The organism is Frigidibacter oleivorans, from assembly GCF_003993775.1.
GTDB classification, from domain to species: domain Bacteria; phylum Pseudomonadota; class Alphaproteobacteria; order Rhodobacterales; family Rhodobacteraceae; genus Frigidibacter; species Frigidibacter oleivorans.
In genome coordinates this window covers 89,016-113,777 of sequence record NZ_RJRZ01000010.1, presented here as the reverse complement: position 1 = coordinate 113,777, position 24,762 = coordinate 89,016, and the positions used below count along the sequence as shown (strand labels likewise).

Annotated in this window: 21 protein-coding genes and 1 tRNA gene; 15 read left to right on the top strand and 7 right to left on the bottom strand. The window is 70.9% G+C overall.

From position 1 onward, the window contains the following. The first annotated feature begins 78 nt into the window (after window positions 1-78). Window positions 79-1,224 carry a type III PLP-dependent enzyme gene (locus tag EEY80_RS13275; RefSeq protein WP_126977095.1) on the top strand — a complete coding sequence of 382 codons (1,146 nt, stop codon included), beginning with the start codon at window positions 79-81 and terminating at the stop codon, window positions 1,222-1,224. A gap of 229 nt (window positions 1,225-1,453) precedes the next feature. Continuing rightward, entirely contained in the window at window positions 1,454-2,536 is a 1,083-nt protein-coding gene (locus EEY80_RS13270) for a DUF2235 domain-containing protein (RefSeq protein WP_126977186.1), read from the top strand. Window positions 2,537-2,562: 26 nt separating this feature from the next. Here EEY80_RS13270 and metF read toward each other — a convergent pair whose 3' ends face one another. Beyond that, on the bottom strand, window positions 2,563-3,432 hold the full coding sequence (metF, locus tag EEY80_RS13265) for a methylenetetrahydrofolate reductase [NAD(P)H] (protein ID WP_126977093.1): 870 nt from the start codon (window positions 3,430-3,432) through the stop codon (window positions 2,563-2,565). A gap of 86 nt (window positions 3,433-3,518) precedes the next feature. On the opposite strand from metF, the gene EEY80_RS13260 reads away from it, so the two are divergent. The 3 genes from EEY80_RS13260 to EEY80_RS13250 all read left to right on the top strand — a co-directional run bounded on the left by EEY80_RS13260 (window position 3,519) and on the right by EEY80_RS13250 (window position 6,620). After that, window positions 3,519-4,424: a LysR family transcriptional regulator gene (locus tag EEY80_RS13260; RefSeq protein WP_126977091.1), complete on the top strand. Its 906-nt coding sequence runs from the start codon at window positions 3,519-3,521 to the stop codon at window positions 4,422-4,424. Window positions 4,425-4,534: 110 nt separating this feature from the next. After that, window positions 4,535-5,734 (top strand): MFS transporter, encoded by a 1,200-nt coding sequence (locus EEY80_RS13255; RefSeq protein WP_126977089.1) that lies wholly within the window; start codon window positions 4,535-4,537, stop codon window positions 5,732-5,734. 94 nt (window positions 5,735-5,828) lie between these two features. Beyond that, window positions 5,829-6,620 (top strand): inositol monophosphatase family protein, encoded by a 792-nt coding sequence (locus EEY80_RS13250; RefSeq protein WP_126977087.1) that lies wholly within the window; start codon window positions 5,829-5,831, stop codon window positions 6,618-6,620. Between the two features lie 3 nt (window positions 6,621-6,623). Here the strand turns inward: EEY80_RS13250 and EEY80_RS13245 are convergent, their stop codons facing one another. The 3 genes from EEY80_RS13245 to putA are packed head-to-tail and all read right to left on the bottom strand — an operon-like array spanning window position 6,624 to window position 11,278. Beyond that, entirely contained in the window at window positions 6,624-7,013 is a 390-nt protein-coding gene (locus EEY80_RS13245; RefSeq protein ID WP_235829839.1) for a GFA family protein, read from the bottom strand. A 5-nt stretch (window positions 7,014-7,018) separates the two neighbouring features. Further along, the gene (locus EEY80_RS13240) at window positions 7,019-7,762 is read right to left on the bottom strand and encodes a rhomboid family intramembrane serine protease (protein WP_126977085.1); all 744 of its coding nucleotides are present in this window, start codon (window positions 7,760-7,762) and stop codon (window positions 7,019-7,021) included. A 51-nt stretch (window positions 7,763-7,813) separates the two neighbouring features. Continuing rightward, window positions 7,814-11,278, bottom strand: coding sequence for a bifunctional proline dehydrogenase/L-glutamate gamma-semialdehyde dehydrogenase PutA (gene putA, locus EEY80_RS13235; protein ID WP_126977083.1), 3,465 nt, complete (start codon window positions 11,276-11,278; stop codon window positions 7,814-7,816). 110 nt (window positions 11,279-11,388) lie between these two features. Here putA and EEY80_RS13230 point away from each other — a divergent pair, with 110 nt between their 5' ends. Beyond that, on the top strand, window positions 11,389-11,847 hold the full coding sequence (locus EEY80_RS13230; protein WP_126977182.1) for an Lrp/AsnC ligand binding domain-containing protein: 459 nt from the start codon (window positions 11,389-11,391) through the stop codon (window positions 11,845-11,847). A gap of 4 nt (window positions 11,848-11,851) precedes the next feature. On the opposite strand, the gene EEY80_RS13225 is transcribed toward EEY80_RS13230, so the two are convergent. Then, window positions 11,852-13,108, bottom strand: coding sequence for an META domain-containing protein (locus EEY80_RS13225; protein WP_164738248.1), 1,257 nt, complete (start codon window positions 13,106-13,108; stop codon window positions 11,852-11,854). Window positions 13,109-13,237: 129 nt separating this feature from the next. On the opposite strand from EEY80_RS13225, the gene EEY80_RS13220 reads away from it, so the two are divergent. Next, window positions 13,238-13,322, top strand: a tRNA-Leu gene (locus EEY80_RS13220). A 26-nt stretch (window positions 13,323-13,348) separates the two neighbouring features. On the opposite strand, the gene EEY80_RS13215 is transcribed toward EEY80_RS13220, so the two are convergent. Continuing rightward, complete coding sequence (locus EEY80_RS13215; protein WP_126977079.1) at window positions 13,349-13,627, bottom strand: hypothetical protein; 279 nt, start codon at window positions 13,625-13,627, stop codon at window positions 13,349-13,351. 240 nt (window positions 13,628-13,867) lie between these two features. Between EEY80_RS13215 and EEY80_RS13210 the strand changes: the two genes are divergently transcribed. The 8 genes from EEY80_RS13210 (at window position 13,868) to EEY80_RS13175 (ending at window position 23,922) form a co-directional block, all read left to right on the top strand. After that, window positions 13,868-15,118, top strand: coding sequence for a sarcosine oxidase subunit beta family protein (locus EEY80_RS13210; protein ID WP_126977077.1), 1,251 nt, complete (start codon window positions 13,868-13,870; stop codon window positions 15,116-15,118). 9 nt (window positions 15,119-15,127) lie between these two features. After that, on the top strand, window positions 15,128-15,391 hold the full coding sequence (locus EEY80_RS13205) for a sarcosine oxidase subunit delta (RefSeq protein WP_126977075.1): 264 nt from the start codon (window positions 15,128-15,130) through the stop codon (window positions 15,389-15,391). Beyond that, window positions 15,388-18,321, top strand: a complete 2,934-nt coding sequence (locus EEY80_RS13200) for a sarcosine oxidase subunit alpha family protein (RefSeq protein WP_126977073.1) — start codon at window positions 15,388-15,390, stop codon at window positions 18,319-18,321. The genes EEY80_RS13205 and EEY80_RS13200 overlap by 4 nt, the downstream gene beginning before the upstream one ends. Continuing rightward, entirely contained in the window at window positions 18,314-18,865 is a 552-nt protein-coding gene (locus tag EEY80_RS13195; RefSeq protein WP_126977071.1) for a sarcosine oxidase subunit gamma, read from the top strand. The genes EEY80_RS13200 and EEY80_RS13195 overlap by 8 nt, the downstream gene beginning before the upstream one ends. A gap of 78 nt (window positions 18,866-18,943) precedes the next feature. Continuing rightward, a complete protein-coding gene (dnaG, locus tag EEY80_RS13190; RefSeq protein ID WP_126977069.1) occupies window positions 18,944-20,938 on the top strand; it encodes a DNA primase in 1,995 nt (664 codons plus the stop codon). Between the two features lie 168 nt (window positions 20,939-21,106). Beyond that, window positions 21,107-23,095, top strand: a complete 1,989-nt coding sequence (gene rpoD / locus EEY80_RS13185; RefSeq protein ID WP_126977067.1) for an RNA polymerase sigma factor RpoD — start codon at window positions 21,107-21,109, stop codon at window positions 23,093-23,095. Beyond that, window positions 23,085-23,462: a hypothetical protein gene (locus EEY80_RS13180; protein ID WP_126977065.1), complete on the top strand. Its 378-nt coding sequence runs from the start codon at window positions 23,085-23,087 to the stop codon at window positions 23,460-23,462. Before rpoD ends, EEY80_RS13180 begins: the two co-directional genes overlap by 11 nt. 61 nt (window positions 23,463-23,523) lie before the next feature. Next, window positions 23,524-23,922: a hypothetical protein gene (locus EEY80_RS13175; RefSeq protein ID WP_126977063.1), complete on the top strand. Its 399-nt coding sequence runs from the start codon at window positions 23,524-23,526 to the stop codon at window positions 23,920-23,922. 36 nt (window positions 23,923-23,958) lie between these two features. On the opposite strand, the gene EEY80_RS13170 is transcribed toward EEY80_RS13175, so the two are convergent. Beyond that, window positions 23,959-24,552: a VPLPA-CTERM sorting domain-containing protein gene (locus EEY80_RS13170; protein ID WP_126977061.1), complete on the bottom strand. Its 594-nt coding sequence runs from the start codon at window positions 24,550-24,552 to the stop codon at window positions 23,959-23,961. Window positions 24,553-24,762: the final 210 nt, after the last annotated feature.

Genomic DNA, 24,762 nt, shown 5'->3' with positions numbered 1-24,762 from the left:
AAACGCGTAAGCGTCCCGAACTGGTATTCCAGGGCTGGGGAAGGCTGCGCTCTGTTGGCAGCAGGAAAGGACACGCCGATGGGGCTCTCGAAAACGATCTGGTCGAACCCGACCGAACTTCTTCGCACGCAGCAGCCGGACAATCCGGTGATGTTCTTCGCGCCGACGGTGCTGCAGGCCACCGCGCGCCGCTTCATCGCGGGCTTCCCGGGGCTCGTCACCTATGCGGTGAAGTCGAACCCCGACGAGATGGTGATCCAGAACCTCGTCGCCGCCGGGATCAACGGCTTCGACGTGGCCTCGCCGTTCGAGATCGACATGATCCGCCGGCTGGCCCCGCAGGCGGCGCTGCACTACCACAACCCTGTCCGCGCCCGGGCCGAGATCGCCCATGCCGTCGCGGCCGAGGTGACGTCGTGGTCCGTGGACAGCCATTCCGAACTGGCCAAGCTGATCGAGATGGTGCCCGCCGAGGGCTGCGAGATCTCGGTCCGCTACAAGCTGCCGGTGTCGGGTGCGGCCTACAACTTCGGCGCCAAGTTCGGCGCGACGGTGGAAACCGCGGCAGAGCTGCTGCGCAAGGTGGCCGATGCGGGCTTCATCCCCTCGCTGACCTTCCATCCGGGCACGCAATGCACCGACCCGATGGCCTGGGACGCCTATATCCGCGCCGGGGCCGAGATCTGCCGCCTGTCGGGCGTGCAGGCGCGCCGGCTGAATGTCGGCGGTGGTTTCCCCTCGCACCGGCTGAACGCGGTGGCGCCCGATCTGGACGCGATTTTCGCGCTGATCGACCGTGTCGCGACCGAAGCCTTCGGCGAGGCCCGCCCCGCGCTGGTCTGCGAACCGGGCCGCGGCCTGGTGGGCGATGCCTTTGCGCTGGCGGCGCGGGTCAAGGCGGTGCGCGACGACAGCCATGTGTTCCTGAACGACGGCACCTATGGCAACCTCGTGGAACTGCCGATGATCGGCGTCATCGACCGGGTGTCGGTGATCGCGCCGGACGGCCGGCTGCGCGACGGCGGATCGCGCGACCGCATCGTCTTTGGCCCGACCTGCGATTCGGTGGACCGGCTGCCGGGCGAACTGCCGCTGGCGGGCGACATCGCGGAAGGCGACTATGTGCTGTTCCACGGCATGGGCGCCTATTCGACCGCGACCAACACCCGCTTCAACGGCTTCGGCGACATCCTTCTGGCCACCACGCTCAGCCTGAAGGTCTGATTCCGCCGCGGCGGGACCACCGCCTGACGGCCCGATGATGCCCGCCCCGGTCACGGGGTGGGCATTGTCGCATCAATCACGCCGGATTGCGGGCATTTCTCCGATTCACCGGCCCCCGCAGGGAACCGCGCGGCTGCGCCGCGACTAGGTTCATGCGATGATGAGGCCGCGGCGAAGTGCCGCGGCGGCAAGGCGCGCGCGGCGGAGGCGCAGGACGGCCATGACCCGGATGATCGACCTGCTGTGGGGCCTCTTCGGTCGCGGAACCCGGGTCGAGACCACGCAGACCGCCCCCGCGCCCGGCCCGGTCCGCCCGCCGCACGATCACATCATCCTGCTCGACGGCACCATGTCCTCGCTGAAGCCGGGCGAAGAGACGAATATCGGCCTGATGTGGAAGCTGCTGCGCGAACGCCCGCCGGGCGCGCACCAGATGGTCTATTACGAGGCCGGTGTGCAGTGGCGGCGCTGGAACCAGACCGGCGACGTGGCGATGGGCCGGGGCATCAACCGGCAGATCCGCCGCGCCTATGGCTGGCTGGCCACCCGCTACCGCCCCGGCGACCGCATCTTCCTGTTCGGCTATTCGCGCGGCGCCTATGCGGTGCGCTCGCTGGCGGGGGCCATCGACCGCGTCGGCCTGCTGCGCCATGACGAGGCGACCGAGCGCAACATCCGTCAGGCCTATCGCCATTATCAGCGCGCCCCCGATTCCCCCGCTGCCCGCGCCTTCGCCGCCGCCCATTGCCATGCCGAGGTCGGGATCGAGATGATCGGCGCCTTCGACACGGTCAAGGCCCTGGGGATCCGCCTGCCACTGCTGTGGCTGTTCACCGAACCGCGCCACCAGTTCCACAACCATCATCTGGGCGCCTCGGTGCGGCGGGGGCTGCATGCGCTGGCGCTCGACGAGACGCGGCAGGTCTATGCGCCGGTAATGTGGTCCAGCCCCGAAGGCTGGACCGGCCGGGTGGAGCAGGTATGGTTCCGGGGCAGCCATGGCGATATCGGCGGCCAACTGGGCGGCTTTCACGCCGCCCGCGGCCTGTCGAACATTCCGCTGAACTGGATCCTGACCGAGGCCGAAGGCGCCGGGCTGGCCCTGCCCGAGGGCTGGCGCGCGCGGTTCCCGATGGATGCCGATGCCCCGGCGGTCGGCAACTGGCAGGGGATCGGGCGGCTGTTCATGCATCGCCGCCGCCGCGTCGTCGGGCGCGACCCGTCGGAACGGGTGCATCCGACCGCACGGGGGCAGCACCGCCGCCGCTGGTCCTGGCGCCCGCACTGGCCGGGGTTGGCGAACCGCGCCTGACCCCCGCGGCGCCGGCGCGTCCGCGGTCAGGCGACCTGATCGAGCGCCGCGTCGGGCCGCAGGCCCAGGGCCTCGCAGACGTCGCGGGTCAGCTGCGGCCGGTTCAGCGTGTAGAAGTGCAGATCCTCCACGCCCTCGCGCAGCAGTGCCTCGCACAGGTCCACGCACAGCGCCTGCGCCAGCGCGTCCTGCCGGCCCTCGGCTCGCGCGCCGGCAAAGGCCTCGTCCATGCCCACCGGCACCCGGGTGCCGCATCGGCCGGCAAAACGCTTGGTGCCCTCCCAGTTCTCGATCGGCAGGATGCCCGGGATGATCGGCGCGGTGATGCCCGCCGCGGCGCAGGCATCGCGGAAGCGCAGGAAGGTGTCCGCCTGGAAGAAGAACTGGGTGATCGCGGAACTGGCGCCGGCGTCGATCTTGCGCTTCAGCCAGGCGATGTCCTGATCGCGGTCGGCGGCCTCGGGGTGACGCTCGGGATAGGCGCCGACGCGCAGGGTGAACTTGCCGGTCCCGGCCAGCGCCGCCACCAGCTCGACCGAATCGGCGAAGCCTTCGGGATGGGGGGTGAACCGCTCGGCCCCTTTCGGCGCGTCGCCGCGCAGGGCCACCAGTTCCGTCACGCCCGCCGCCGCATAGCTGTCGGCGATGGCCATCGTCTCGTCCCGGGTTGCGTCGACGCAGGTCAGGTGCGCCGCGACGTTCAGCCCGTAATTCTTGCCGATCGTCGTCACCGCCTCATGCGTCAGCTTGCGGGTGGTGCCGCCGGCGCCATAGGTGACCGACACGAAATTCGGCTTCAGCGGCGCCAGGACCTGCACGGTTTCCCACAGGCGAAAGCTCGCCTCCAGCGATTGCGGGGGAAAGAACTCGAACGAGATGCGGGGGCGGCGGGTCATGTCTGGTCCTCCTGCGTGGCCTCCCTTGTGCCAGATCGGCCAACGTGAGACAAATTCATAATCCTCAAGATCAACATGAGCCGGCCATGCATATCGAGCTGCGCCACCTGCGCACGATCCGCGCCATCCACCAGACCGGCGGTCTGGCCCGGGCGGCCGAGGTGCTGAACATCACCCAGTCGGCCCTGTCGCATCAGGTGAAGGGGATCGAGGATCAGGCGGGGGTGGAACTGTTCGTGCGCCGGTCGAAGCCGATGCGCCTGTCGCCCGCCGGGCAGCGGATGCTGCGCGCCGCCGAACGCATCCTGCCCGAGATCGACGCACTGGAAGAGGAATTCGCCGGGCTGCGGTCGGGGCGGGTGGGACAGCTGCATATCGCCATCGAATGCCATGCCTGCTTCGACTGGCTGTTCCCGGTGCTGGAAGGCTTTCGCCGGGCCTGGCCCGAGGTGGATGTGGATATCCGCCCCGGCCTCGCCTTCGGCGCGCTGCCCGCCCTGATGCGCGAGGAGGTGGACCTCGTGATCTCGTCCGACCCCGAGCCGCTGCCGGGGGCGACCTTCCTGCCGCTGTTCGACTATGCGCCCACCTTCATCGCCTCGGCCCAGAACCCGCTGGCAGCGAAGCCCTGGGTCGAGGCCGAGGATTTCCGCGACCAGGTGCTGATCGCCTATCCGATGGATCGCGGGCGGCTCGACGTGTTCTCGGAACTGCTGATCCCGGCGCGGGTTGAACCGCGCGCGGTGCGGCTGGTGGAACTGACGGCAGTGATCCTGATGCTGGTCGCCTCCAACCGCGGGGTGGCGGTGCTGCCCGACTGGGTGCTGCGCGACGTGCGCTATCGCCCCGACTACGTGACCAAGCCGGTGACGCGGACGGGGCTGACCAAGACCCTCTACGCCGCGATCCGCGAGGGCGACGCCACCCGGCCCTGGATGGAGGATTTCCTGCGGCTGGCGCAGAGCGAGCCGCGCAAGCTGCAGGGCCGCTAGGCCCTTCCGCGCCCGCACCCATACCCTGGCAGCGCCGCATTGCCACCGTTACAATTTGTGGGATGACGCGGCACGGCAGCAGGCGTAGCCAAGGCGGCAAGGAGCCTTCCATGACTGCATCCCCGCTGTCCGCGCCGCAGGGCGCAGGTGCCACCGTCTTCCCGATCCTGATCGCCGTCAGCCTGTGCCACATGCTGAACGACGTCATGCAGTCGCTGCTGGCGGCGCTCTATCCGCTGATCAAGACCGAATTCGCGCTGGACTACTGGCAGATCGGGCTGCTGACCTTCGCCTTTCAGGTGACGGCGTCGCTGCTGCAGCCCGCGGTGGGCATCGTGACCGACCGCCGGCCGCTGCCGATGTCGCTGCCCTTCGGCATGGGCTTCACCTTCTGCGGGCTGGTGCTGCTGTCCTACGCGCCCAGCTATCCGCTGCTGCTGGCCGGCGCGATGCTGATCGGCCTCGGCTCCTCGGTCTTCCACCCCGAGGCCAGCCGCGTGGCCCGGCTCGCCTCGGGCGGGCGGTTCGGGCTGGCGCAGTCGCTGTTCCAGGTGGGTGGCAATTTCGGCGCCTCGCTTGGCCCGCTGCTGGCGGCCTTCATCGTGGTGCCGCAGGGGCGGCACAGCGTGGTGCTGTTCTGCGCGCTGGCCCTGCTGGGGATCGGCATCCTCGCGCGCGTCGGACGCTGGTACGGCGAACATCTGCGGTCGACCGCGCGGCGCGTGGCGGACCGGACGCTGCCCCTGCCGCGCAACCGGGTGGTCTTCGCGCTGGCGATCCTCGCGCTGCTGACCTTCTCCAAGAACTTCTACATGGCCTCGATTTCCAGCTACTACACCTTCTACCTGATCGAGACCTTCGGACTGTCGACGCAGGCGGCGCAGATGATGCTGTTCCTGTTCCTCGGCGCGGTGGCGGCGGGCACGATCCTCGGCGGCCCCATCGGCGACCGCTTCGGCGCGATGACGGTGATCTGGATCTCGATCCTGGGCGTGCTGCCCTTCACTCTGGCGCTGCCGCATGCGGGGCTGGCGGGCACCGCGATCCTGTCGGTGATCATCGGGCTGATCCTCGCCTCGGCCTTTCCGGCCATCGTGGTCTATGCGCAGGACCTGCTGCCCGGCCGGGTGGGCATGGTCGCGGGCATCTTCTTCGGCTTCGCCTTCGGCATGGGCGGCATCGCCGCGGCGCTGCTGGGGGTGCTGGCCGATGTCCACGGGCTGCGCACCGTCTACCTCGCCTGTTCGGTGCTGCCGGCGGTGGGGCTGCTGACGGTGTTCCTGCCGCGCCGGGCCACCTTCCAGCATTGAGCCTGCGCCGAACCGGCGCGGCGCGCGGCCGCATGCCCTTCACAAGCGGGGGCGCTGCGTGTAGGAGGACGCCTCGCACAAAGGGGAATCCGCCATGCAGGGCAGCGCCAATCTCAACGTGATGATCAAGGCCGCGCGCAAGGCGGGCCGCAGCCTTGTGAAGGATTTCCGCGAGGTCGAGAACCTGCAGGTCTCTTCCAAGGGTCCGGGCGACTTCGTCAGCCGTGCCGACCGCGAGGCGGAACGGCTGATCAAGGAAGAGCTGCGCGGCGCCCGTCCCGCCTATGGCTGGATCGGCGAGGAGACCGGCGAGGAGGCGGGCGAGGACCCCACCCGGCGCTGGATCGTCGATCCGCTGGACGGGACCACCAACTTCCTGCACGGGCTGCCGCACTGGGCCGTGTCCATCGCCCTGGAACACAAGGGCGAGGTCGTGGCGGGCGTGGTCTACGACCCGGCGAAGGACGAACTGTTCTGGGCCGAGAAGGGCGCGGGCGCCTGGATGAACGAAAGCCGCATCCGCGTGTCGGGGCGGCGGGTGATGATCGAGTCGATCTTCGCCACCGGCATCCCCTTCGGCGGGCGCGGCACCCTGCCCGCGACGCTGCAGGACCTGGCCCGGCTGATGCCGGTCTGCGCCGGTGTGCGCCGCTGGGGCGCGGCGGCGCTGGACCTTGCCTATGTGGCGGCAGGGCGGGTGGACGGCTACTGGGAACGCGGCATCCAGCCCTGGGACATGGCGGCGGGCATGCTGCTGGTGAAAGAGGCGGGCGGCTTCGTCGGCGCGGTGCGCGAGGGACGCGAGCCGATGGAATCGGGCGCGATCATCGCCGCGAATGGCGAGTTGTTCGATCCGCTGTGCAAGATCCTGCGCGAGGCGGCCTGATCCCTACCCCTTGCGGTCGGACGGGTGGTTCACCCCGTCGTTCCACGGCACGGGGTCGAGGAAGCGCGGGTTGACGCCTTCGAGACAGGCGACGTTGACGCCGAACTGGCCGGGATCCGACCGGCGGCGGTGATGGGTGTAGATCCCGCAGATGCTGCAGAAGTGATGTTCGGCGGTGCCGGTCCCGAACTGGTAGAGCGTCAGCCTGTCCTGCCCGGACAGGAAGCGCAGGCCGCCCGGCGCCGCCGTCACCACCATCGCCCCGCGCCTCCGGCAGAAGGAACAGTCGCAGCGCGCCGCGGTGGCAAGGCCGCCGGGGGCGAGCGTCACCTCGAAGGTCACGGCGCCGCAATGGCAGCGGGCGGGGTGGGCATCGCGGATCTCGGGCAGCACGGTCGTCACCTCCTGCGGCGGGGCACGGCGGGGATACGCGTCGGGCGATAGACCGTGCCTGGATGCGGCGGCAGGCCGTGGTTGCGCTGCCAGAAGGCCGGCCCGCCGCGCCGCAGCCAGACCGGCAGCGCCAGCACCGCCCCCGCGACGAAGCCGCCGGCATGGGCCCAGTAGGCGACGCCCGCCGCCTCGGTCGCGCCCATCCAGCCGTTCAGCAGCTGCAGCCCGAACCACAGGCCCAGCATCAGCCAGGCCCGGACCGGGAAGACCTTGAAGAACACGATGAAGACGATCAGCACGTCCACCCGCGCGCGGGGGAACAGAAGCAGATAGGCGCCCATCACCCCGGCGATGGCGCCCGAGGCGCCGACGGTGGGGATGGTGCTGAAGGGATCGGCGGCCAGATGGGCGATGCCCGCGGCCAGCCCGGCGGCGAGGTAGAAGACCAGGAAGCCCAGATGCCCCATCTCGTCTTCCAGATTGTCGCCGAAGATCCACAGGAACAGCATGTTGCCGGCCAGGTGCATCACGCCGCCGTGCAGGAACATCGAGGTCAGCAACCCGCCCCATTGCCCGCCCTCGGTCACCGCGGCGGGGATCAGCGCCCATTGCGACCAGAACCCCATCAGCGCGAACTCGTCGGCGAAATAGGGCCATGAATAGAGGAAGATGGCCGTGTTCGCCGCGATCAGCGCCCAGGTGACCCAGGCCGGGTTGCGGGAGGGGTTGTGATCGCGGATCGGGAACATGACCTGAACCTCGGGCCTGCGCGCGGCAAGGTCAAGCGCCCACAGCCGCTCTCACCCCGCCCCCGCCAGCAGTTCCGCATTCCCCCCCGACGCTGTGGTGTCCACGCAGAGGTGCCGCTCCAGCAGCGCATGGCCGCGGTCCGGCAGGCCGGCGATCAGCGGCAGGATCGGGCCGGGCCGGTCGGCCAGCGCGCGGGCCAGGGCCGTGGCGGTTGCCGCATCGCCCCACCACAGCACGCCGCCGAAGGCCGGCAGCCGCGGCAGCGCCGCGGGGTCGATCCGGCCTGCGACCTCCACCGCCCGCCCGCCAAGCGCCCGCACCGCATCGGCCTGCGCCGCCGCGGCCGCCCGCCCGGGGCCGAGGCACAGGACCGGCGGGCGGGGCAGGTGCATCAGCCGGTTCGACTCGCCGGTCGGGCCCGGCAGCTCCAGCGGCTCGCCCGGCCGCGGCGGGGCCGGGGCGGCGAGCGCGGCGGACAGCGCCGCCATATCCGCCGTGCCGGCGTCTTCGGCCGCGTCTTCAGCCGTCGCAGCGACCGCAGGCGCGGGGGCGCGGGTGAAGCGCGGCAGGTAGTCCGGCCCGCCCGCCTTGGGCCCGGTGCCCGACAGGCCCTCGCCGCCGAAGGGCTGGCTGCCCACCACCGCGCCGATCTGGTTGCGGTTGACATAGAGATTGCCCGCCGGCACCGCCTCGGCCACCCGCTGCACCCGGTCGTCGATGCGGCTGTGCAGGCCGAAGGTCAGGCCATAGCCGGTGGCCGCGATGTCGGCGATCACCGTCTCGAGCCCGCCGGCGGGGAAGGTCGCCACATGCAGGACCGGGCCGAAGATTTCCTGCCCCAGATCGCCGATGCCCGCGACGCGGATCACCGCCGGCCCGGCGAAGCTGCCCTTTGCGGGGACGGGCAGTTCCTTGACGAGCCGCCCCTCGGCCCGGGCGCGGACGACATGGGCGCGGATCGTGGCCAGCGCCTCGGCATCGATCACCGGGCCGACATCGGTGTCGAGCCGGGCGGGATCGCCCAGGACCAGCTCGTCCATCGCCCCCGTCAGCATGGTCAGCAGATGCGGCGCCACCTCCTCTTGCACATAGAGGCAGCGCAGCGCCGAACAGCGTTGCCCCGCCGACTGGAAGGCCGAGGCGACGATGTCGCGCACCGCCTGTTCCGGCAGGGCGGTGGAGTCCACCACCATCGCGTTCAGCCCGCCGGTTTCGGCGATCAGCGGCGTGCCGGGGGCGCAGGCAGCGGCCATGCTGCGGGCGATGGCGCGGGCGGTGTCGGTGCCGCCGGTGAAGGCCACCCCGTCGGTCCGCGCGTCGCCGGTCAGCATCGCCCCCACGCCACCGTCGCCGGGCAGCAGTTGCAGCGCGGTGGCCGGCACCCCCGCCCGGTGCAGCAGCGCCACCGCCAGATCGGCGATCAGCGGCGTCTGTTCGGCGGGCTTGGCCAGCACCGCGTTCCCCGCCGCCAGCGCCGCGGCGATCTGGCCGGTGAAGATGGCCAAGGGGAAGTTCCACGGGCTGATGCAGATGACGGTGCCGCGCGGCGGCGCGGTCAGTCCGCGCGCCTGCCCGGCATAGTAGCGCAGGAAATCAACCGCCTCGCGCAGTTCGGCCACGGCATCGGGCAGGGTCTTGCCCGCCTCGGCGGCGAGCAGGGCGAAGATCGGGCCGAAGCTGTCCTCATAGAGGTCCGCCGCCCGTTCCAGCACGGCGGCGCGGGCGGGGGCCGGGGCCGTCCAGGGTTCCGCCGCGGCGAAGGCTGTGGCCACATCGGCGGCGCTGGCCCAGGCGACCGCGCCGGCCGCCGCACCGCTGGCGGGGGCGATCACCGGACGGGGCGGCAGCGGCGCCACCGGGCCGGCGAGCCGGGGGCGTGCCTCGGCCGGCGGCGGGGCGGCGGCGATGGCGGCGGCGATGGCATCGAGCGTCGCGCCATCGGTCAGGTCGAAGCCCCGGCTGTTGCGCCGCCCGGGAAACAGCTCGGTCCCGCGCCGGATCGCAGGGTTCGCGGGGTCGGGCAGCACCGCCTCGATGGCGGCGAAGGGGCAGGGGGCGACCTCCTCGGGCGGCACATCCGCGTCCACAACCCTGTTGACGAAGGAGGAATTGGCGCCGTTTTCCAGCAGCCGCCGCACCAGATAGGCCAGAAGGTCGCGATGCGCGCCGACGGGGGCGTAGATCCGGCAGCGGGTGCCTTCGGCCCGGTGGACGATGTCATGCAGCCGCTCGCCCATGCCGTGCAGGCGCTGGAACTCGAAGCTGCGGCGGTCCGGCGCCATGTCGAGGATCGCGGCGACGGTATGGGCATTGTGCCCGGCGAATTGCGGATAGATGCGGTCGGTCATCGACAGCAGCCGCCGCGCCAGCGCGAGATAGCTGACATCGGTGGCGGGCTTTCGGGTGAAGACCGGGAAATCGGTCAGGCCCAGCACCTGCGCGCGCTTGATCTCGCTGTCCCAGTAGGCGCCCTTGACCAGCCGCACCATGATCCGCCGGTCCAGCCGTGCCGCCAGATCGTGCAGCCAGTCGATGACCGGCCCGGCGCGGCGGCCATAGGCCTGCACCACCACCCCGAACCCGTCCCAGCCCGCCAGCGCCGGATCGGCCAGCACCGCCTCGATCACCTTCAGCGACAGGGTCAGCCGGTCGGCCTCTTCGGCATCGACGTTGAAGCCCATGCCCGCCGCCGCCGCCGCGCGGGCGAGGTCGCGCACCACCGGCACCAGTTCCGCCATCACCCGCGCCTCCTGCGCCACCTCGTAGCGCGGATGCAGGGCCGAGAACTTGACCGAGATGCCGGGATTGTCGCGGATGTCGCCTTTCGTGCAGGCGCGGGCGATGGCGCCGATCGCGTCGGCATAGCTTTTGGCATAGCGGGCGGCATCGGCGGCGGTGCGCGCCGCCTCGCCCAGCATGTCATAGCTGTAGGTGAAGCCCTTCGCCTCGGCCGCCGCGGCGCGGGACATGGCGGCGCCGATAGTTTCGCCCAGCACGAACTGGCGGCCCATCTCCTTCATCGCACGGGCGACGGCGGCGCGGATCACCGGTTCGCCCACCCGCCGGATCGCGCCCTTCAGCCGCGCGGCCATGCCCGGCTGCACGTCGTCGTCCAGCACCCGGCCCGTCAGCATCAGCGCCCAGGTCGAGGCGTTGACCAGCGGCGAGGCCGAGTGCCCCAGATGCCGCGACCAGTCCGAGGGCGCGATCTTGTCCTCGATCAGCGCATCCATCGTCTCGGCATCCGGCACCCGCAGCAGCGCCTCCGCCAGGCACATCAGCGCGATGCCCTCGTCGGTGGAGAGGCCGTATTCGGCCAGGAAGACCTCCATCATCCCGGGCCGCGCGCCCGCCCGGATCGCCCGCACCAGATCGGCCCCCCGCGCGGCGATGCGGGCGCGATCCCCGGCCGACAGGCCCGCCTCGGCGACCAGCGCGGCCAGCAGCGGGCCTTCGGGGGCGAGCGTCGCCGCCTCGATCTGCAGGAAGGGAGCGGCGGAAGGGGTCCGGGTCATCGGCGTCTCGCAAGGGCTTGGCAATGACCCATCCTATCGCCAAGCTGGCAGGCGATCTGGCCGCATATTGCCTGAATCCAGGTGGATCGCCCGAAGATGGAGCCCGCGACGTGCCGGATGACCTGGACCGATTCGACCGTGCCATCCTGGCCGTGCTGGCCACCGAGGGGCGGCTCAGCCATACCGACCTCGCCCGCCGGGTGGGGCTGACGAAATCCCCGGTGCAGGCGCGGGTGCGGCGGCTGGAGGCGGCGGGCTACATCACCGGCTATCGCGCCATGCTGAACCCGATCCGCATGGGGCAGGCGCATGTGGCCTTCGTCGAGGTGCGGCTGACCGACACGCGCGAGGCGGCGCTGCAGGCCTTCAACCGCGCGGTGCGCCTGCTGCCCGAGATCGAGGAATGCCACATGATCGCCGGCGGCTTCGACTATCTGCTGAAGGTGCGCACCGGCGATATCGGCGAATATCGCCGGGTGTTGGCCGAGCGCATCTCGACCCTGCCGCATGTCGGCTCGACCTCGACCTATGTGGCGATGGAGACGGTGAAGGAAACCGGGCTCGGCTGAACCCTCAGCGGCGCAGCAGCATCAGCGGCCTGTCCCCCGCCATCAGCATCAGCGCCCCGTCGGCGGCAATGTCGAAGCGGTCTGTTTCCTGCAGCGCGGACATCATGTCCGCCTCCAGCCGGGTCAGCGCCGGGGCGCAGGCGCGGCGGGTCATCGCCACGGGGCCGAAGCGCAGCGCCTCGCCCGTCAGCTCCAGCGCGCCGGTGAAGGCGTTGCAGCCGGTCTGGCCCGTGGCGCGGCCGTCGTGAAAGCCGACCGTGGCCATCGCGTCGTCGGGAATGCCGCGCCCGGCGATATCCTCCACCCGCCAGTCCGCCCCGGCCAGCAGCGCCATCGGGCTGCCGCCGCAGCCCTGCATCGTCTCGTCCCCGAAGGTCGCCGAGACGGCGGCGGGATGCGGCATCCCCGTCGCGGCATCGCGGCACAGCGCATCGGTCACCGTGACCGTCAGGTCGGGCGCGAGGTCATAGCGCCGTGCGCCCTCCGCCGCGGGCAGGGGCAGGGGCAGCGCCGTGTCGCGCGTCACCTCGCCATAGCGGCCGGACCAGTGCGCGCTGTCCGCGTCGAGGGTCAGGCTCCATCCCGGCTCGCTGCCGCCCGCCCGGAACGGCGGCTCGCCCGGCGCCTCTTTCCGGCATTCCGGGAAGACCGCGCCCTGCAGGCGCAACAGCATGCCCTCGCCCCGGGTCCAGGCGAAGGTGTCCTCGCCCTCTCCGGCCCCGAATTTCGTGCCCGAGGCGGCGGGGATCGGTTTCAGGTCGAGGAAGCGGTCGCCGATCCGCAGCCGGGCGTCGGGATCGACGAAGCCAAGTTCCACCGGCAGTTCGCCGCAGCGGAAGCGGGTGGCAAAGCCCATCGGCTGCCAGGGGCGCAGCCGCACCGGCGGCATCGCCTCACCCTCGGGCGGCAGCGGCAGCGGATCGCTGACCCAGATCGGCGCGCCGTCCTGCAGCACCGCGACCTGCAGGACCAGCAGGGGGGCGGGCGCGTCCCCCTGCGGCGCGGGCGCGGTGATCGCGAAGGGCAGCGGCACCTGCGCGCCGCCGGTCGGGCGGCGGGCCAGCGCCACCACGGTGCCGGCCTCGTTCCGCAGCTCGACCACCAGTTCCGCGCCCTCGGGCAGGGCGATCCGCTGCGGATAGCCGGCCGTCCCCGTCACGTCCCGATCCGCCAGCGCCGGCCCCGCCGCCAGCGCCAGCGCGACCAGCAGCGCCCGCGAGAGGGATTGGACACGGGGGCGGGCAGGGGGGTCGGCAAGCATCGCGGGCCTCGCAGGGTGGGTCGCCGGTGGCATAGCACCTTCGCGGCGGCGCCGTCACCCGGGGCGGTGCCGGCTGTCGCAGCCGTGATTGTCATCCCGCGGGCCGGACGCTACGGAGAGACGGCCGCCGCGGGCGTGGTGGAACGGTAGACACACGCGACTTAAAATCGTTTGGGCTTGGCCCGTGCGGGTTCGACTCCCGCCGCCCGCACCAGGACTGCCCGCACTATAGACCGGGCGTCAGACCAGCAGCGCGATCAGCCCCGCCCAGAATGCCGCCGCCACGACCGCGAACAGGCCGATCCAGGCGCCCGGCGGTGCCCAGCGTCCGTCGTCGCGATGCCGGTCCTCCGCCGCCGGACCGGGTGCTGCCCCCGGCCGGGGATGCGCCGGGTCCGGGCCGCCCCGATCCGCCGGGCCGGCCATGGTTTCGGCGTCGGTACGGGCGCCGGTCGAGGGCGCATCGGGGAAAGGCGGCGGGTGCAACACGTCGAACCTCATCTCGGGATACATATCCAAGTTTGAATGCTTATCCAAAGACGTGGCGTACCAGTCTTTAGTTGCGTGGCTCCGCGACTTTTTTCGGTCTCCGGCCGCCGCTGCGACGGTCCCGCCTCCGCTCCATCGTCCCGCGACATCGTGATGTCGCCCATGAGCCATTCCCGGTCGCCGCGGCGTTGCATTCCCCCGGCGGAGCCTTTTGACTGTCCGGGGCCGGGATGCGCGACAGGGGCGCCCCGGCGGCGGCAGGAGGGACGGATGCGCTATTCCGGGTTCAAGGTGCTGACCGAGGGGTTCAGCGGCAATCGCGGCTGGACCCGTGCCTGGCGCGAGCCCGAGCCGAAGGCCGAATACGACATCGTCATCATCGGCGGCGGCGGGCATGGCCTGTCCACGGCCTATTATCTGGCCAGGAATCACGGGCTGCGGAACATCGCGGTGCTGGAGAAGGGCTATCTCGGCGGCGGCAATGTCGGGCGCAACACCACCATCGTGCGCGCCAACTATTTCCTGCCCGGCAACCAGGAATTCTACAGCCATTCGCTGAAGCTGTGGGAGGGTCTGGAAGCCGAGCTGAACTACAACGTGATGCACAGCCAGCGCGGCCTGATCAACCTGTTTCATTCCGACGGGCAGCGCGACGCCTTCGCCCGGCGCGGCAATGCGATGATCTCGCAGGGCGACGATGCCGAGCTGCTGGACCGCGCCGCGGTGCGCCGGCTGCTGCCTTATCTCGATTTCGACAATGCCCGCTTCCCGGTCCAAGGCGGGCTGCTGCACCGGCGCGGCGGCACCGCGCGGCACGATGCGGTGGCCTGGGGCTATGCCCGGGGGGCCGACCGGCTGGGCGTGGACCTGATCCAGAACTGCGAGGTGACGGGCATCGACACCGCCGGCGGCCGCGTCACCGGCGTGCAGACGACGCGCGGCGCGATCCGGGCGCGCAAGGTGGGCATCGTGGTCGCGGGCCGGTCGGGGCAGGTGGCGGCGATGGCGGGCATGCGCCTGCCCGTCGAAAGCCATGTCCTGCAGGCCTTCGTCACCGAAGGGCTGAAACCCGCCATCGACCATGTCATCAGCTTCGGCATGGGCCATTTCTACATCAGCCAGTCCGACAAGGGCGGGCTCGTCTTCGGCGGCGACCTCGACTTCTACGCCTCCTATGCGGCGCGGGGGAACCTGCCGATGGTCGAGCATGTGATGGAGGCGGGGATGACGCTGATGCCGATGATCGGCCGGGCCAGGGTGCTGCGCAGCTGGGGCGGGATCATGGACATGACCCCGGACGGGTCGCCGATCATCGACCGCACGCCGGTGGAGGGGCTGTTCATCGACTGCGGCTGGAACTATGGCGGCTTCAAGGCCGTGCCCGCCTCTGGCTGGTGCATGGCGCATCTGATGGCCACGGGCGAGCCGCATGAGGTCGCCCGCCGCTTCCGCCTCGACCGTTTCGCCACCGGCCACCTCCTCGACGAGGAAGGCACCGGCAGCCAGCACAACCTGCACTGAGAGACACCGATGCGCCTGACCTGCCCCCTCTGCGGCCCGCGCGACCGGCGCGAATTCTACTACTACGGCGCCGCCGATTATCTCGACCGGCCGGCCGCCGATGCCGCGCCCGAGGCCTGGGACGCCTATCTGCACCTGCGCGACAACATCGCCGGGCCGGTGCGCGACCTGTGGTATCACGATCAGGGCTGCGGGTCCTGGCTGGTGGTGGACCGCGACACCGTCAGCCACGAGATGCTGTCGGTCCGCGCCGTCGCGGAGGACCGGGCATGAGGATCGAGGGCAAGGGCCTGATCGACCGCAGCCAGACGCTGGGCTTCCGCTTCGACGGGGTGGAGCATGTGGGTTTCGAGGGCGACACCCTCGCCTCGGCGCTGCTGGCATCGGGCCAGCGGCTGATCGGGCGCAGCTTCAAGTATCACCGGCCGCGCGGGCTGGTCTTCGCCGGCAGCGAAGAGCCGAACGGGCTGGTGACCGTGCGGCGCGACGGGGCAGGGGTGCCCAATGTCCGCGCCACGATGCAGGAACTGCATCAGGGGCTGGAGGCGGACAGCCAGAACCGCTGGCCCTCGCTGCGCTTCGACGCGATGCAGGTGAACGACCTCTTCGCGCCCTTCCTCGGCGCGGGGTTCTATTACAAGACCTTCATGTGGCCGCGCGCCTTCTGGGAGGGGCTTTACGAGCCGCTGATCCGCCGCGCCGCGGGCCTTGGCCGCCTGCCGCAGGAGCCGGAGGTCGCGCCCTACGAAAAGGTCTGGGCGCATTGCGACCTGCTGGTGATCGGCGCGGGGCCGGCCGGGATCATGGCGGCGCTGACCGCGGCGCGGGCCGGGGCCGACGTCATCCTCGCCGACGAGGATGCCCGCCCCGGCGGCCGGCTGCTGGCCGAGACGCATGAGGTCGGGGGCCAGCCCGGCCCGGCCTGGGTGGCCGCGGCGATGGCGGAACTGCGGGATCTGGGCGTGCGGGTGATGCCGCGCACCACCGTCACCGGCGCCTATGACGACGGCACGTTCGGCGCGCTGGAACGGGTGGCGCTGCATCTTGCCCGCCCCGGCGACCTGCCGCGCGAGGCCTTCTGGCGCATCGTCGCCCGCCGCGCGGTGCTGGCCGCGGGCGCGCAGGAACGGCTGATCGCCTTCCCGGGGAACGACCGGCCCGGGGTGATGGCCGCGGGCGCGGTGCGCGCCTATCTCAACCGCTGGGGCGTCGCCGCCGGGTCGCGCGTCGCGGTCTTCACCAACAACGACGACGGGCACCGCACCGCCCGTGACCTGCACGCGGCCGGGATCGAGGTGACGGCGCTGATCGACGCGCGGGCCGATGCGCGGCTGGACGCGCCGTTCCAGGTGCTGCGCGGGGCGAAGGTGCTGGGCACCGAGGGGCGGCTCGCGCTGAAATCCGTCACCGTCGAGACCGACCATGGCACCCGGCGGGTGCCGGCGGATTGCCTTGCCGTCTCGGGCGGCTGGAACCCGGCGGTGCATCTGGCCTGCCATCACGGGGCCCGGCCCTGGTGGCGCGAGGAGATCGCGGCCTTCGTGCCGCCGCATCCGGGCAAGCCGGGCACGGTGCCGGGGCTGATCCCCTGCGGCGCGGCGGCGGGCGTCTTCTCCACCGCGGGCTGCCTCGCCGACGGGCAGCGCGCGGGGCTGGAGGCGCTGGCGGCGCTCGACCGGGCGGGCGAGCCCGCGCCCCTGCCCGAGGCCGAGGATGCGCCGGTGCGGGTGACCCCGCTGTGGGAGGTGCGGGGCGAGGGCCGTGCCTTCCTCGACATGGCCAATGACGTCACGACCAAGGATGTGCGGCTGGCCGCGACCGAGGGCTTCACCTCGGTCGAGCACATGAAGCGCTATACCACCCAGGGGATGGCGCTGGATCAGGGGCGCGGGTCCAACGTCGCGGCGCTGGCAGTGCTGGCCGAGGCGACGGGGCAAAGCGTTCCCGCCACCGGCACCACCACCTACCGCCCACCCTTCACCCCCGTTTCCATCGCCGCGATGGGCGCGGGCGGGCGGGGCAAGGGCTTCGCGCCGGAACGGCTGACCACCTCGCACCGCGCGGCGCTGGACCGGCTGGCGCCGATGATTGAGGCGGGGCTGTGGTATCGCCCCAGCCACTTCCCCCGCACCGGCGAGCCCACCTGGAAAGAGGCCTGCGACCGCGAGGTGGCGACGGTCCGGTCCCGCGTCGGCATCTGCGATGTCTCGACGCTGGGCAAGATCGACGTGCAGGGGCCGGACGCCGCCGCCTTCCTCGATTTCGTCTATACCAACACCATGTCCACGCTCTCCCCGGGCCGCGTCCGCTATGGGCTGATGCTGCGCGAGGACGGGATGGTGATGGATGACGGCACCTGCGCCCGGCTGGGCGAGGGGCATTTCCTGATCACCACCACCACCGCCGCCGCGGGGCAGGTGATGCGCCATCTCGACTTCGTGGCGCAGGCGCTGCGCCCGGACCTGGACCTGCGGGCCATTTCGGTGACCGAGGCCTGGGCGCAGTTTGCCGTCACCGGGCCGAAGGCGCGCCGCCTGCTGGATGGCATCCTCGACCAGCCGCTGGACGAGATGGCCTTCATGGCCTGCCGCGACGTCCAGCTGCACGGGGTCGCGGCGCGGCTGTTCCGCATCTCCTTCTCGGGCGAGGAGGGGTATGAGGTGGCGGTGCCCGCGCGCTATGGCAACGCACTCTACCGCGATCTGGTGGCGCGGGCCGAGGCGATGGGCGGCTGCGCCTATGGCATGGAGGCGCTGAACGTCCTCAGGATCGAGAAGGGCTTCCTGACCCATGCCGAACTGCATGGCCGCACCACCGCCTTCGATCTGGGGCTGCAGGGTCTGATGAGCCGCAAGAAGGATTTCATCGGCCGCGCCGCCAGCGAACGGCCGGGCCTGTCGGGGCCGGACCGGCAGCAGCTGGTCGGGCTGAAGGCCACCGGGCGGGGCGACGCGGTGCTGGCCGGCGCGCATCTTTTCCCGCAGGGGGCGGAACCGGTGCCGATGAACGATCTGGGCTATGTCACCTCGGCCTGCTGGTCGCCGACGCTGGGGTTGTCCATCGGGCTCGGCTTCCTGCGCGACGGCCGCACCCGGCATGGCGAACGGCTGCAGCTTCTCGACAGCCTGCGCGGGGTCGACGTCACCGTCGAGGTGACGGCCCCGGTCTTCTACGACCCAGACGGAGTGCGGATGCGTGGCTAGCCTGATCGAAACCCCGCCCTGCGGCGACCTGCTGCCGGTCATCGTCACCGGGGCGCAGCTGGTGGAACTGCGGCCCGGGCCGGTGCTGTCCATCGCGCCCTTTCACGGGCAGGCCGCGGCCGTCGCGGCGATCCTGGCCGAGGCGGGGCTCGACTGGCCCGCGCCCGGCACCTCCGGCGTCGGGGGCAGCCTCGCCTGTCTCTGGGCGGGGCGGGGCACGGCCTTCGTCCTCGGGCCGCTGCCCGAGCCGCTGGCGGCGCGGCTGGCGGGACATGCGGCGCTGACCGACCAGTCCGACGCCTGGGCGGCGATGCAGCTGCGCGGCCCGGCGGCCGAGGCGGTGCTGGCGCGGCTGGTGTCGCTGGACCTGCGGATCGCAGCCTTCCCCGAGGGCGCGGTGGCGCGGGCGCCGCTCAATCACATGGCGGCGCTGGTCCGGCGCAGCGGGGCGGACCGGTTCGACCTGTGGGTCTTCCGGTCGATGGCGCAGACCGCGGTGCACGAGCTGAAGGCGGCGATGACCTCGGTGGCGGCGCGCGGCTGACGGCCGCCATCGTCCGGCGTGGCGCGGCGGACCGGCCCCCCGCTGGACGCTGGCCGCCCGCGACCGATATGAAGGGGCATGAGTCTCCCGCCCGGCTTCCTCGACGACCTGCGCAACCGAACGGTGCTGAGCCGGGTCGTCGGCCGCAAGGTGATCTGGGACAACCGCAAGTCGAACCAGGCCAAGGGCGACTGGTGGGCGCCCTGTCCCTTCCATCAGGAAAAATCGGCCAGCTTCCACGTCGATGACCGCAAGGGCTTCTACTACTGCTTCGGATGCCATGCGAAGGGCGACGCGCTGACCTTCCTGCGCGAGACCGAGAACATCGGCTTTATGGAGGCGGTGGAATCGCTCGCGCGCGAGGCGGGGATGACCATGCCCGCCCGCGACCCGCAGGCGGCGCAGCGGGCCGACCGGCGCACGGAACTGGTCGCGGTGATGGAAGAGGCGGTGAAATGGTACCGCCTGCAGCTGCGCACCTCGGCCGCGGCCGGGGCGCGCGACTACCTCGACCGCCGCAAGCTGGGGCCGGACGGGCAGGAGCGTTTCGGCATTGGCTTTGCCCCCGATGACCGGCAGGGGCTGTTCCGGGCGATGACGGCCAAGGGCGTCGCGCCCGAGCTGCTGGTCGATGCGGGGCTGTGCGCGCGGCCCGAGGACGGCGGTGCCCCCTATGACCGGTTCCGGGGCCGGATCATCTTTCCGATCCGCGATGCGCGCGGCCGGGCGATCAGCCTTGGCGGCCGGTCGATGGACCCGAATGCCCGCGCCAAGTATCTCAACGGTCCCGAGACCGAGATCTTCGACAAGGGCCGCAACCTCTACAATCAGGCGCCGGCGCGCGAGGCGGTGGCGAAGGGCGCGCCCCTGCTGGTCGCCGAGGGCTATATGGACGTGATCGCGCTGTCCGAAGCCGGGTTCGGCGGTGCGGTCGCGCCCCTCGGGACCGCGATCACCGAAGACCAGTTGCGGCTGCTGTGGCGGATCGCGCCGGAACCGCTGGTGGCGCTCGACGGCGACAAGGCGGGCCTGCGGGCGGCGATGCGGCTGATCGACCTCGCCCTGCCGCTGATCGAGGCGGGGCAGGGGCTGCGCTTCGTGATCCTGCCGCAGGGGATGGACCCGGACGACCTGATCCGCGCGCAGGGGCCGGCCGCGATGCAGGCGCAGATCGACCGCGCGCGGCCGATGGTGGACCTGCTGTGGTCGCGCGAGACGGAGGGCCGCGTGCTCGACAGCCCCGAACGGCGGGCGGCCCTGGACAAGGACCTGCGCGCGGTGATCCAGCGGATCCGCGACCCCTCGATCAGGGCGCATTACGCCGAGGAGATCCGTCGCCTGCGCGGCCGGCTGTTCGGCGGCGGCGACCAGCGCGGGCCGGCTCCGCGGGCCGGACGCTGGCAGGGCGGGCCTGGCGCAGGCTTCGGGTCGGGCGGCGGCGCGGGCTTCCGGCCCGGCGGCGGCTGGCGGGCGCAGGGTCCGGTGCTGCCCCTGGCCAGCACGCGGATGTCGCTGCTGGCCGCCGCAGGGCCGGAGATCGAGGAGGTGCTGCGCGAGGCGCTGATCCTCGCCATCTGTGCCCGGCATCCTTCGTGCATCGCCCGGTTCGAGAGCCAGATCGAGATGCTGGTGCTGACGGGCGAGGGCCATGACCGGCTGCGCCGGGCGCTGCTGGCGCATGGCCATGCGCCGGGGCCGGATTTTGCTAAACGAATTCTTGCCGATGCGGGCGGTGTTCTTGAAACGGTCCTGGCCCTGCCCCATGTGTCCATCGCCCCGCCCGTCCGCAACACCGACGATTCCGACCTGGCCGGACTGTGTCTGGCCGAGGAACTGGCCAAGCTGGAGGCGCGCCGCGGAGCGCGGGCCGAGATCGAGGATGCGATGGAGGATCTCGCCGGTCTGGCCGACGAGGGGGTGACGTGGCGGCTGAACCAGGCCGCCGAGGCCCGACACCGCGCCGAGAGACCGCAACTGGAGGACGCAGACGACCTGGGCGAGGACCGGGCGGCCCTGTCGGCCGAACTGCAGGCCCTGATCGACGGAGAGGTCTGGCGCAAGAAGCGGAACTGAACCCGCCCTTGTCCGGCCCGTCCGGCACCCAAGCGCAAGGCGAGTCCGGCCTGTGACTCCGCCCTGCGATTCGCTAAGAGAGTCGGACATGATTCGGGATTTCGCCCCGGAACACGAATCGCAGATGTCCGCCGTGACGACGCTTCGAGCCGCGCCAGAGGAGCCCACATGGCCGCCAAAGACACCGAAGATCTGAAACCGGAAGAGCAGGAAGCCGAACACTCGCTCGACATGAGCCAGGCGGCGGTCAAGCGGATGATCGCGGAGGCGCGCGAGCGTGGGTACATCACCTACGACCAGCTGAATTCCGTCCTGCCCCCGGAACAGGTGTCTTCGGAGCAGATCGAGGACGTGATGTCGATGCTCTCCGAGATGGGCATCAACGTCATCGAGGATGACGAGGCCGAAGAGGGCGAAAGCGCCGGCGAGGTGGTGGAAACCTCGGGTTCGCGCGAGATCGCCGTCGCCACCACCCAGACCGAGACGCTGGACCGCACCGACGACCCGGTGCGCATGTATCTGCGCGAGATGGGGTCGGTGGAGCTGCTGAGCCGCGAGGGCGAGATCGCCATCGCCAAGCGGATCGAGGCCGGGCGCAACACGATGATCGCGGGCCTGTGCGAAAGCCCGCTGACCTTTCAGGCCATCACCATCTGGCGCGACGAACTGCTGTCGGAAGACATCCTGCTGCGCGACGTGATCGACCTCGAGGCGACCTTCGGCCGGTCGCTCGACGGCGATGACGAACTGGACGAGCCGGTGGTGGAAGGGGCCGAGGTGGGCGCCGCCCCGGCGCGCAAGTCCGGCAATGACGAGCCGGAGCTCGATGCCGACGGCAACCCGATCCTGCGGTCCGACGACGACGAGGAGGATGACGAGGCCTCGGCGATGTCGCTGGCCGCGATGGAAGCGGCGCTGAAGCCCAAGGTGCTGGAAACGCTCGAGGTCATCGCCAATGATTACGGGCGGCTGGCCGAGATGCAGGACCAGCGCATGTCGGCCACGCTGAACGAGGATGGCAGCTTCGACGCCGCCGCCGAGATCGCCTATCAGAAGCTGCGGAGCGAGATGGTGCAGCTGGTGAACGAGCTTCACCTGCACAACAACCGGATCGAGGCGCTGATCGACCAGCTGTACGGCATCAACAAGCGGATCATGTCGATCGACTCGAACATGGTGAAGCTGGCCGATGCGGCGCGGATCAACCGGCGCGAATTCATCGACGCCTATCGCGGCTATGAACTGGACCCCGCCTGGATCGACCGGATGATCGCCAAGGGCGGGCGCGGCTGGTCGGCGCTGTTCGACAAGAGCCGCGACAAGGTCGAGGATCTGCGCGGCGAGATGGCGCAGGTCGGCCAGTATGTGGGCGTCGACATCAGCGAATTCCGCCGCATCGTCAACCAGGTGCAGAAGGGCGAGAAGGAAGCCCGGCAGGCCAAGAAGGAAATGGTCGAGGCCAACCTGCGGCTGGTGATCTCGATCGCCAAGAAATACACGAACCGCGGGCTGCAGTTCCTCGACCTGATCCAGGAAGGCAACATCGGCCTGATGAAGGCGGTGGACAAGTTCGAGTATCGCCGCGGCTACAAGTTCTCGACCTATGCGACCTGGTGGATCCGGCAGGCGATCACCCGGTCCATCGCCGATCAGGCGCGGACCATCCGCATCCCGGTGCACATGATCGAGACGATCAACAAGCTGGTCCGCACCGGCCGGCAGATGCTGCACGAGATCGGCCGCGAACCGACGCCGGAAGAGCTGGCCGAAAAGCTGCAGATGCCGCTGGAAAAGGTCCGCAAGGTGATGAAGATCGCCAAGGAGCCGATCAGCCTCGAAACCCCGATCGGGGACGAGGAGGACAGCCAGCTCGGCGATTTCATCGAGGACAAGAACGCGATCCTGCCGCTCGACAGCGCCATTCAGGAGAACCTGAAGGAGACGACGACGCGGGTTCTGGCCAGCCTCACCCCGCGCGAGGAGCGGGTCCTGCGGATGCGCTTCGGCATCGGCATGAACACCGACCATACGCTGGAAGAGGTGGGCCAGCAGTTCAGCGTCACCCGCGAGCGGATCCGCCAGATCGAGGCCAAGGCGCTGCGCAAGCTGAAGCATCCCAGCCGGTCGCGCAAGCTGCGGAGCTTCCTTGACCAGTGAACCGGACAGCCTCACGGTCGCCGCGCTGCGCGAGGCGATCGGCACCCCCGAGGCGGCGGCGGCCTTCGACCTGCTGGTCGAGGGGATTGCGGCCATGGGCCTGACCGTGCAACCGCACGAAAAGGGCTTCGTCGATACGCTGCGGGTGGAACGCGACGGCGAATGGTGCCTCGCGCTCACCCCGGCCGACTCTTGGGTGCTGGCCTATATCCGCAAGCCGGAGCTGCGCCGCGGCCGGCTGTCGGTGCCCGATCTTCTGGCGGCCCTGCCCGAAGCCCGCGTCAGCAAGGCGGGCGAGGTTCTGCTGCGCATTCCTGACCCGGCGACCGCGGCGCGGTGGCTGGACCTGCTGCGCGCCGCCGGCTGAGCCATTGTCCGCAGGCCGCCTGCGCCTAGATTACAGGAACGACCTGCAAGGGGGCTATGCCATGTGGACCAAGACCGCGGTTGCTGCCGCACTCGTCATCGCAGCACTGTCCGGTGCCGTGCCGGGGCCGGCGCAGGCCTGGCCCGCACAGAACGGCCTGTCCGTGGACGGGTCCGGCGAGGCCTTTACCGTCGATTACCGCCCCGGGTCGCGCACCTCGGACTACTGGTGTGCGGCGGGCGATTTCGTCATCGGTCATCTCGGGCTTCGGCCCGACACGCGGGTGTTTCGGCTGACGCCCGAACGGGCGCGGCCGGGGCAGGACCTGCGGTTTTCGGTGACGCAGGCGGGCGGCGGCGGCACCGGGCTGGTGGTGATCGGCCGCGACGATGGCAGCCTCAGCGCCGCGACGGCGCAGCAGCTGTGCGAGAACCGCAGGCGGATCGGCAACCGCGACTGAGGTGCGACGGCGCCGGGGTGGCCTTCCCGGCCCCGATCAGCCCGCGCGCCGGCCGCGGACCAGTCCCAAGACCGCCAGCCCCGACAGCAGCAGCGGCAGGCTCGCGGGCAGCGGCACCGGCGGCAGTTCGGGGTCTCCGCCGCCGCCCTCGCCCTCACCCTCGCCACGGCCGACCCCGCCGCCCGAACCATAACCATAGCCTTGGCCGAGCGCGCCGAATTCCAGCGGATCGGACACTTTCAGGCAATCCGCCGCCCCGGCGACCGGGCCATGCGGCGCCGCCACCGTCAGGTCCGCGGCATCGCGCCCCGTGACCTCTGGCGTGACCTGCCCCTGGCGCGGGGCGGGGCGCAGTTTCAGCGGCACGCAGGATGACAGGCCGTCGGGCACCCCCGTCGGCGCCGGGCCACCGAAGTTCGTCGCGGGCAGGCTGACGCCGGGCGGCAGGTCGCCTAGCCCGGTCTCTGCCGGGGCCAGCAGGCCCAGCGGGTCTTCGGGCAGGTCGAACGGGCCGGCGACGCTCGCGATCATCGGCAGCGAGGAATAGCCCCCGGTCGCGGGCAGCGTCGCCGCGGTGGCGGTGCCGGTCAGGGCGATGGCAAGGACGGCGGAAAGGGGGATGCGACGCATGATGGCTACCGTCAGGAATTTGACATGATTTTGCCGCAAATCAAAGACTTTGTCGCTGGCTAATTGATGTGCCCGAAAGATTGGTTTCCGATTTCGTCAACGCCCCCAACAACTTTCCAGATTGTCTCTTGTTCCAGCACGCATGCTTTGAAATCTCCGACCGCGTTCGCGACCTCAACCCTGAGTCCGCCGCGCCACAGGCACGGATCA

Bases quoted from the DNA above. Each gene is read 5' to 3' on its own strand.
- EEY80_RS13275 (WP_126977095.1), top strand. From the start codon at position 79: ATGGGGCTCTCGAAAACGATCTGGTCGAACCCGACCGAACTTCTTCGC.
- EEY80_RS13270 (WP_126977186.1), top strand. From the start codon at position 1,454: ATGATCGACCTGCTGTGGGGCCTCTTCGGTCGCGGAACCCGGGTCGAG.
- metF (WP_126977093.1), bottom strand. From the start codon at position 3,432: ATGACCCGCCGCCCCCGCATCTCGTTCGAGTTCTTTCCCCCGCAATCG.
- EEY80_RS13260 (WP_126977091.1), top strand. From the start codon at position 3,519: ATGCATATCGAGCTGCGCCACCTGCGCACGATCCGCGCCATCCACCAG.
- EEY80_RS13255 (WP_126977089.1), top strand. From the start codon at position 4,535: ATGACTGCATCCCCGCTGTCCGCGCCGCAGGGCGCAGGTGCCACCGTC.
- EEY80_RS13250 (WP_126977087.1), top strand. From the start codon at position 5,829: ATGCAGGGCAGCGCCAATCTCAACGTGATGATCAAGGCCGCGCGCAAG.
- EEY80_RS13240 (WP_126977085.1), bottom strand. From the start codon at position 7,762: ATGTTCCCGATCCGCGATCACAACCCCTCCCGCAACCCGGCCTGGGTC.
- putA (WP_126977083.1), bottom strand. From the start codon at position 11,278: ATGACCCGGACCCCTTCCGCCGCTCCCTTCCTGCAGATCGAGGCGGCG.
- EEY80_RS13225 (WP_164738248.1), bottom strand. From the start codon at position 13,108: ATGCTTGCCGACCCCCCTGCCCGCCCCCGTGTCCAATCCCTCTCGCGG.
- EEY80_RS13210 (WP_126977077.1), top strand. From the start codon at position 13,868: ATGCGCTATTCCGGGTTCAAGGTGCTGACCGAGGGGTTCAGCGGCAAT.
- EEY80_RS13205 (WP_126977075.1), top strand. From the start codon at position 15,128: ATGCGCCTGACCTGCCCCCTCTGCGGCCCGCGCGACCGGCGCGAATTC.
- EEY80_RS13200 (WP_126977073.1), top strand. From the start codon at position 15,388: ATGAGGATCGAGGGCAAGGGCCTGATCGACCGCAGCCAGACGCTGGGC.
- dnaG (WP_126977069.1), top strand. From the start codon at position 18,944: ATGAGTCTCCCGCCCGGCTTCCTCGACGACCTGCGCAACCGAACGGTG.
- rpoD (WP_126977067.1), top strand. From the start codon at position 21,107: ATGGCCGCCAAAGACACCGAAGATCTGAAACCGGAAGAGCAGGAAGCC.
- EEY80_RS13175 (WP_126977063.1), top strand. From the start codon at position 23,524: ATGTGGACCAAGACCGCGGTTGCTGCCGCACTCGTCATCGCAGCACTG.
- EEY80_RS13170 (WP_126977061.1), bottom strand. From the start codon at position 24,552: ATGCGTCGCATCCCCCTTTCCGCCGTCCTTGCCATCGCCCTGACCGGC.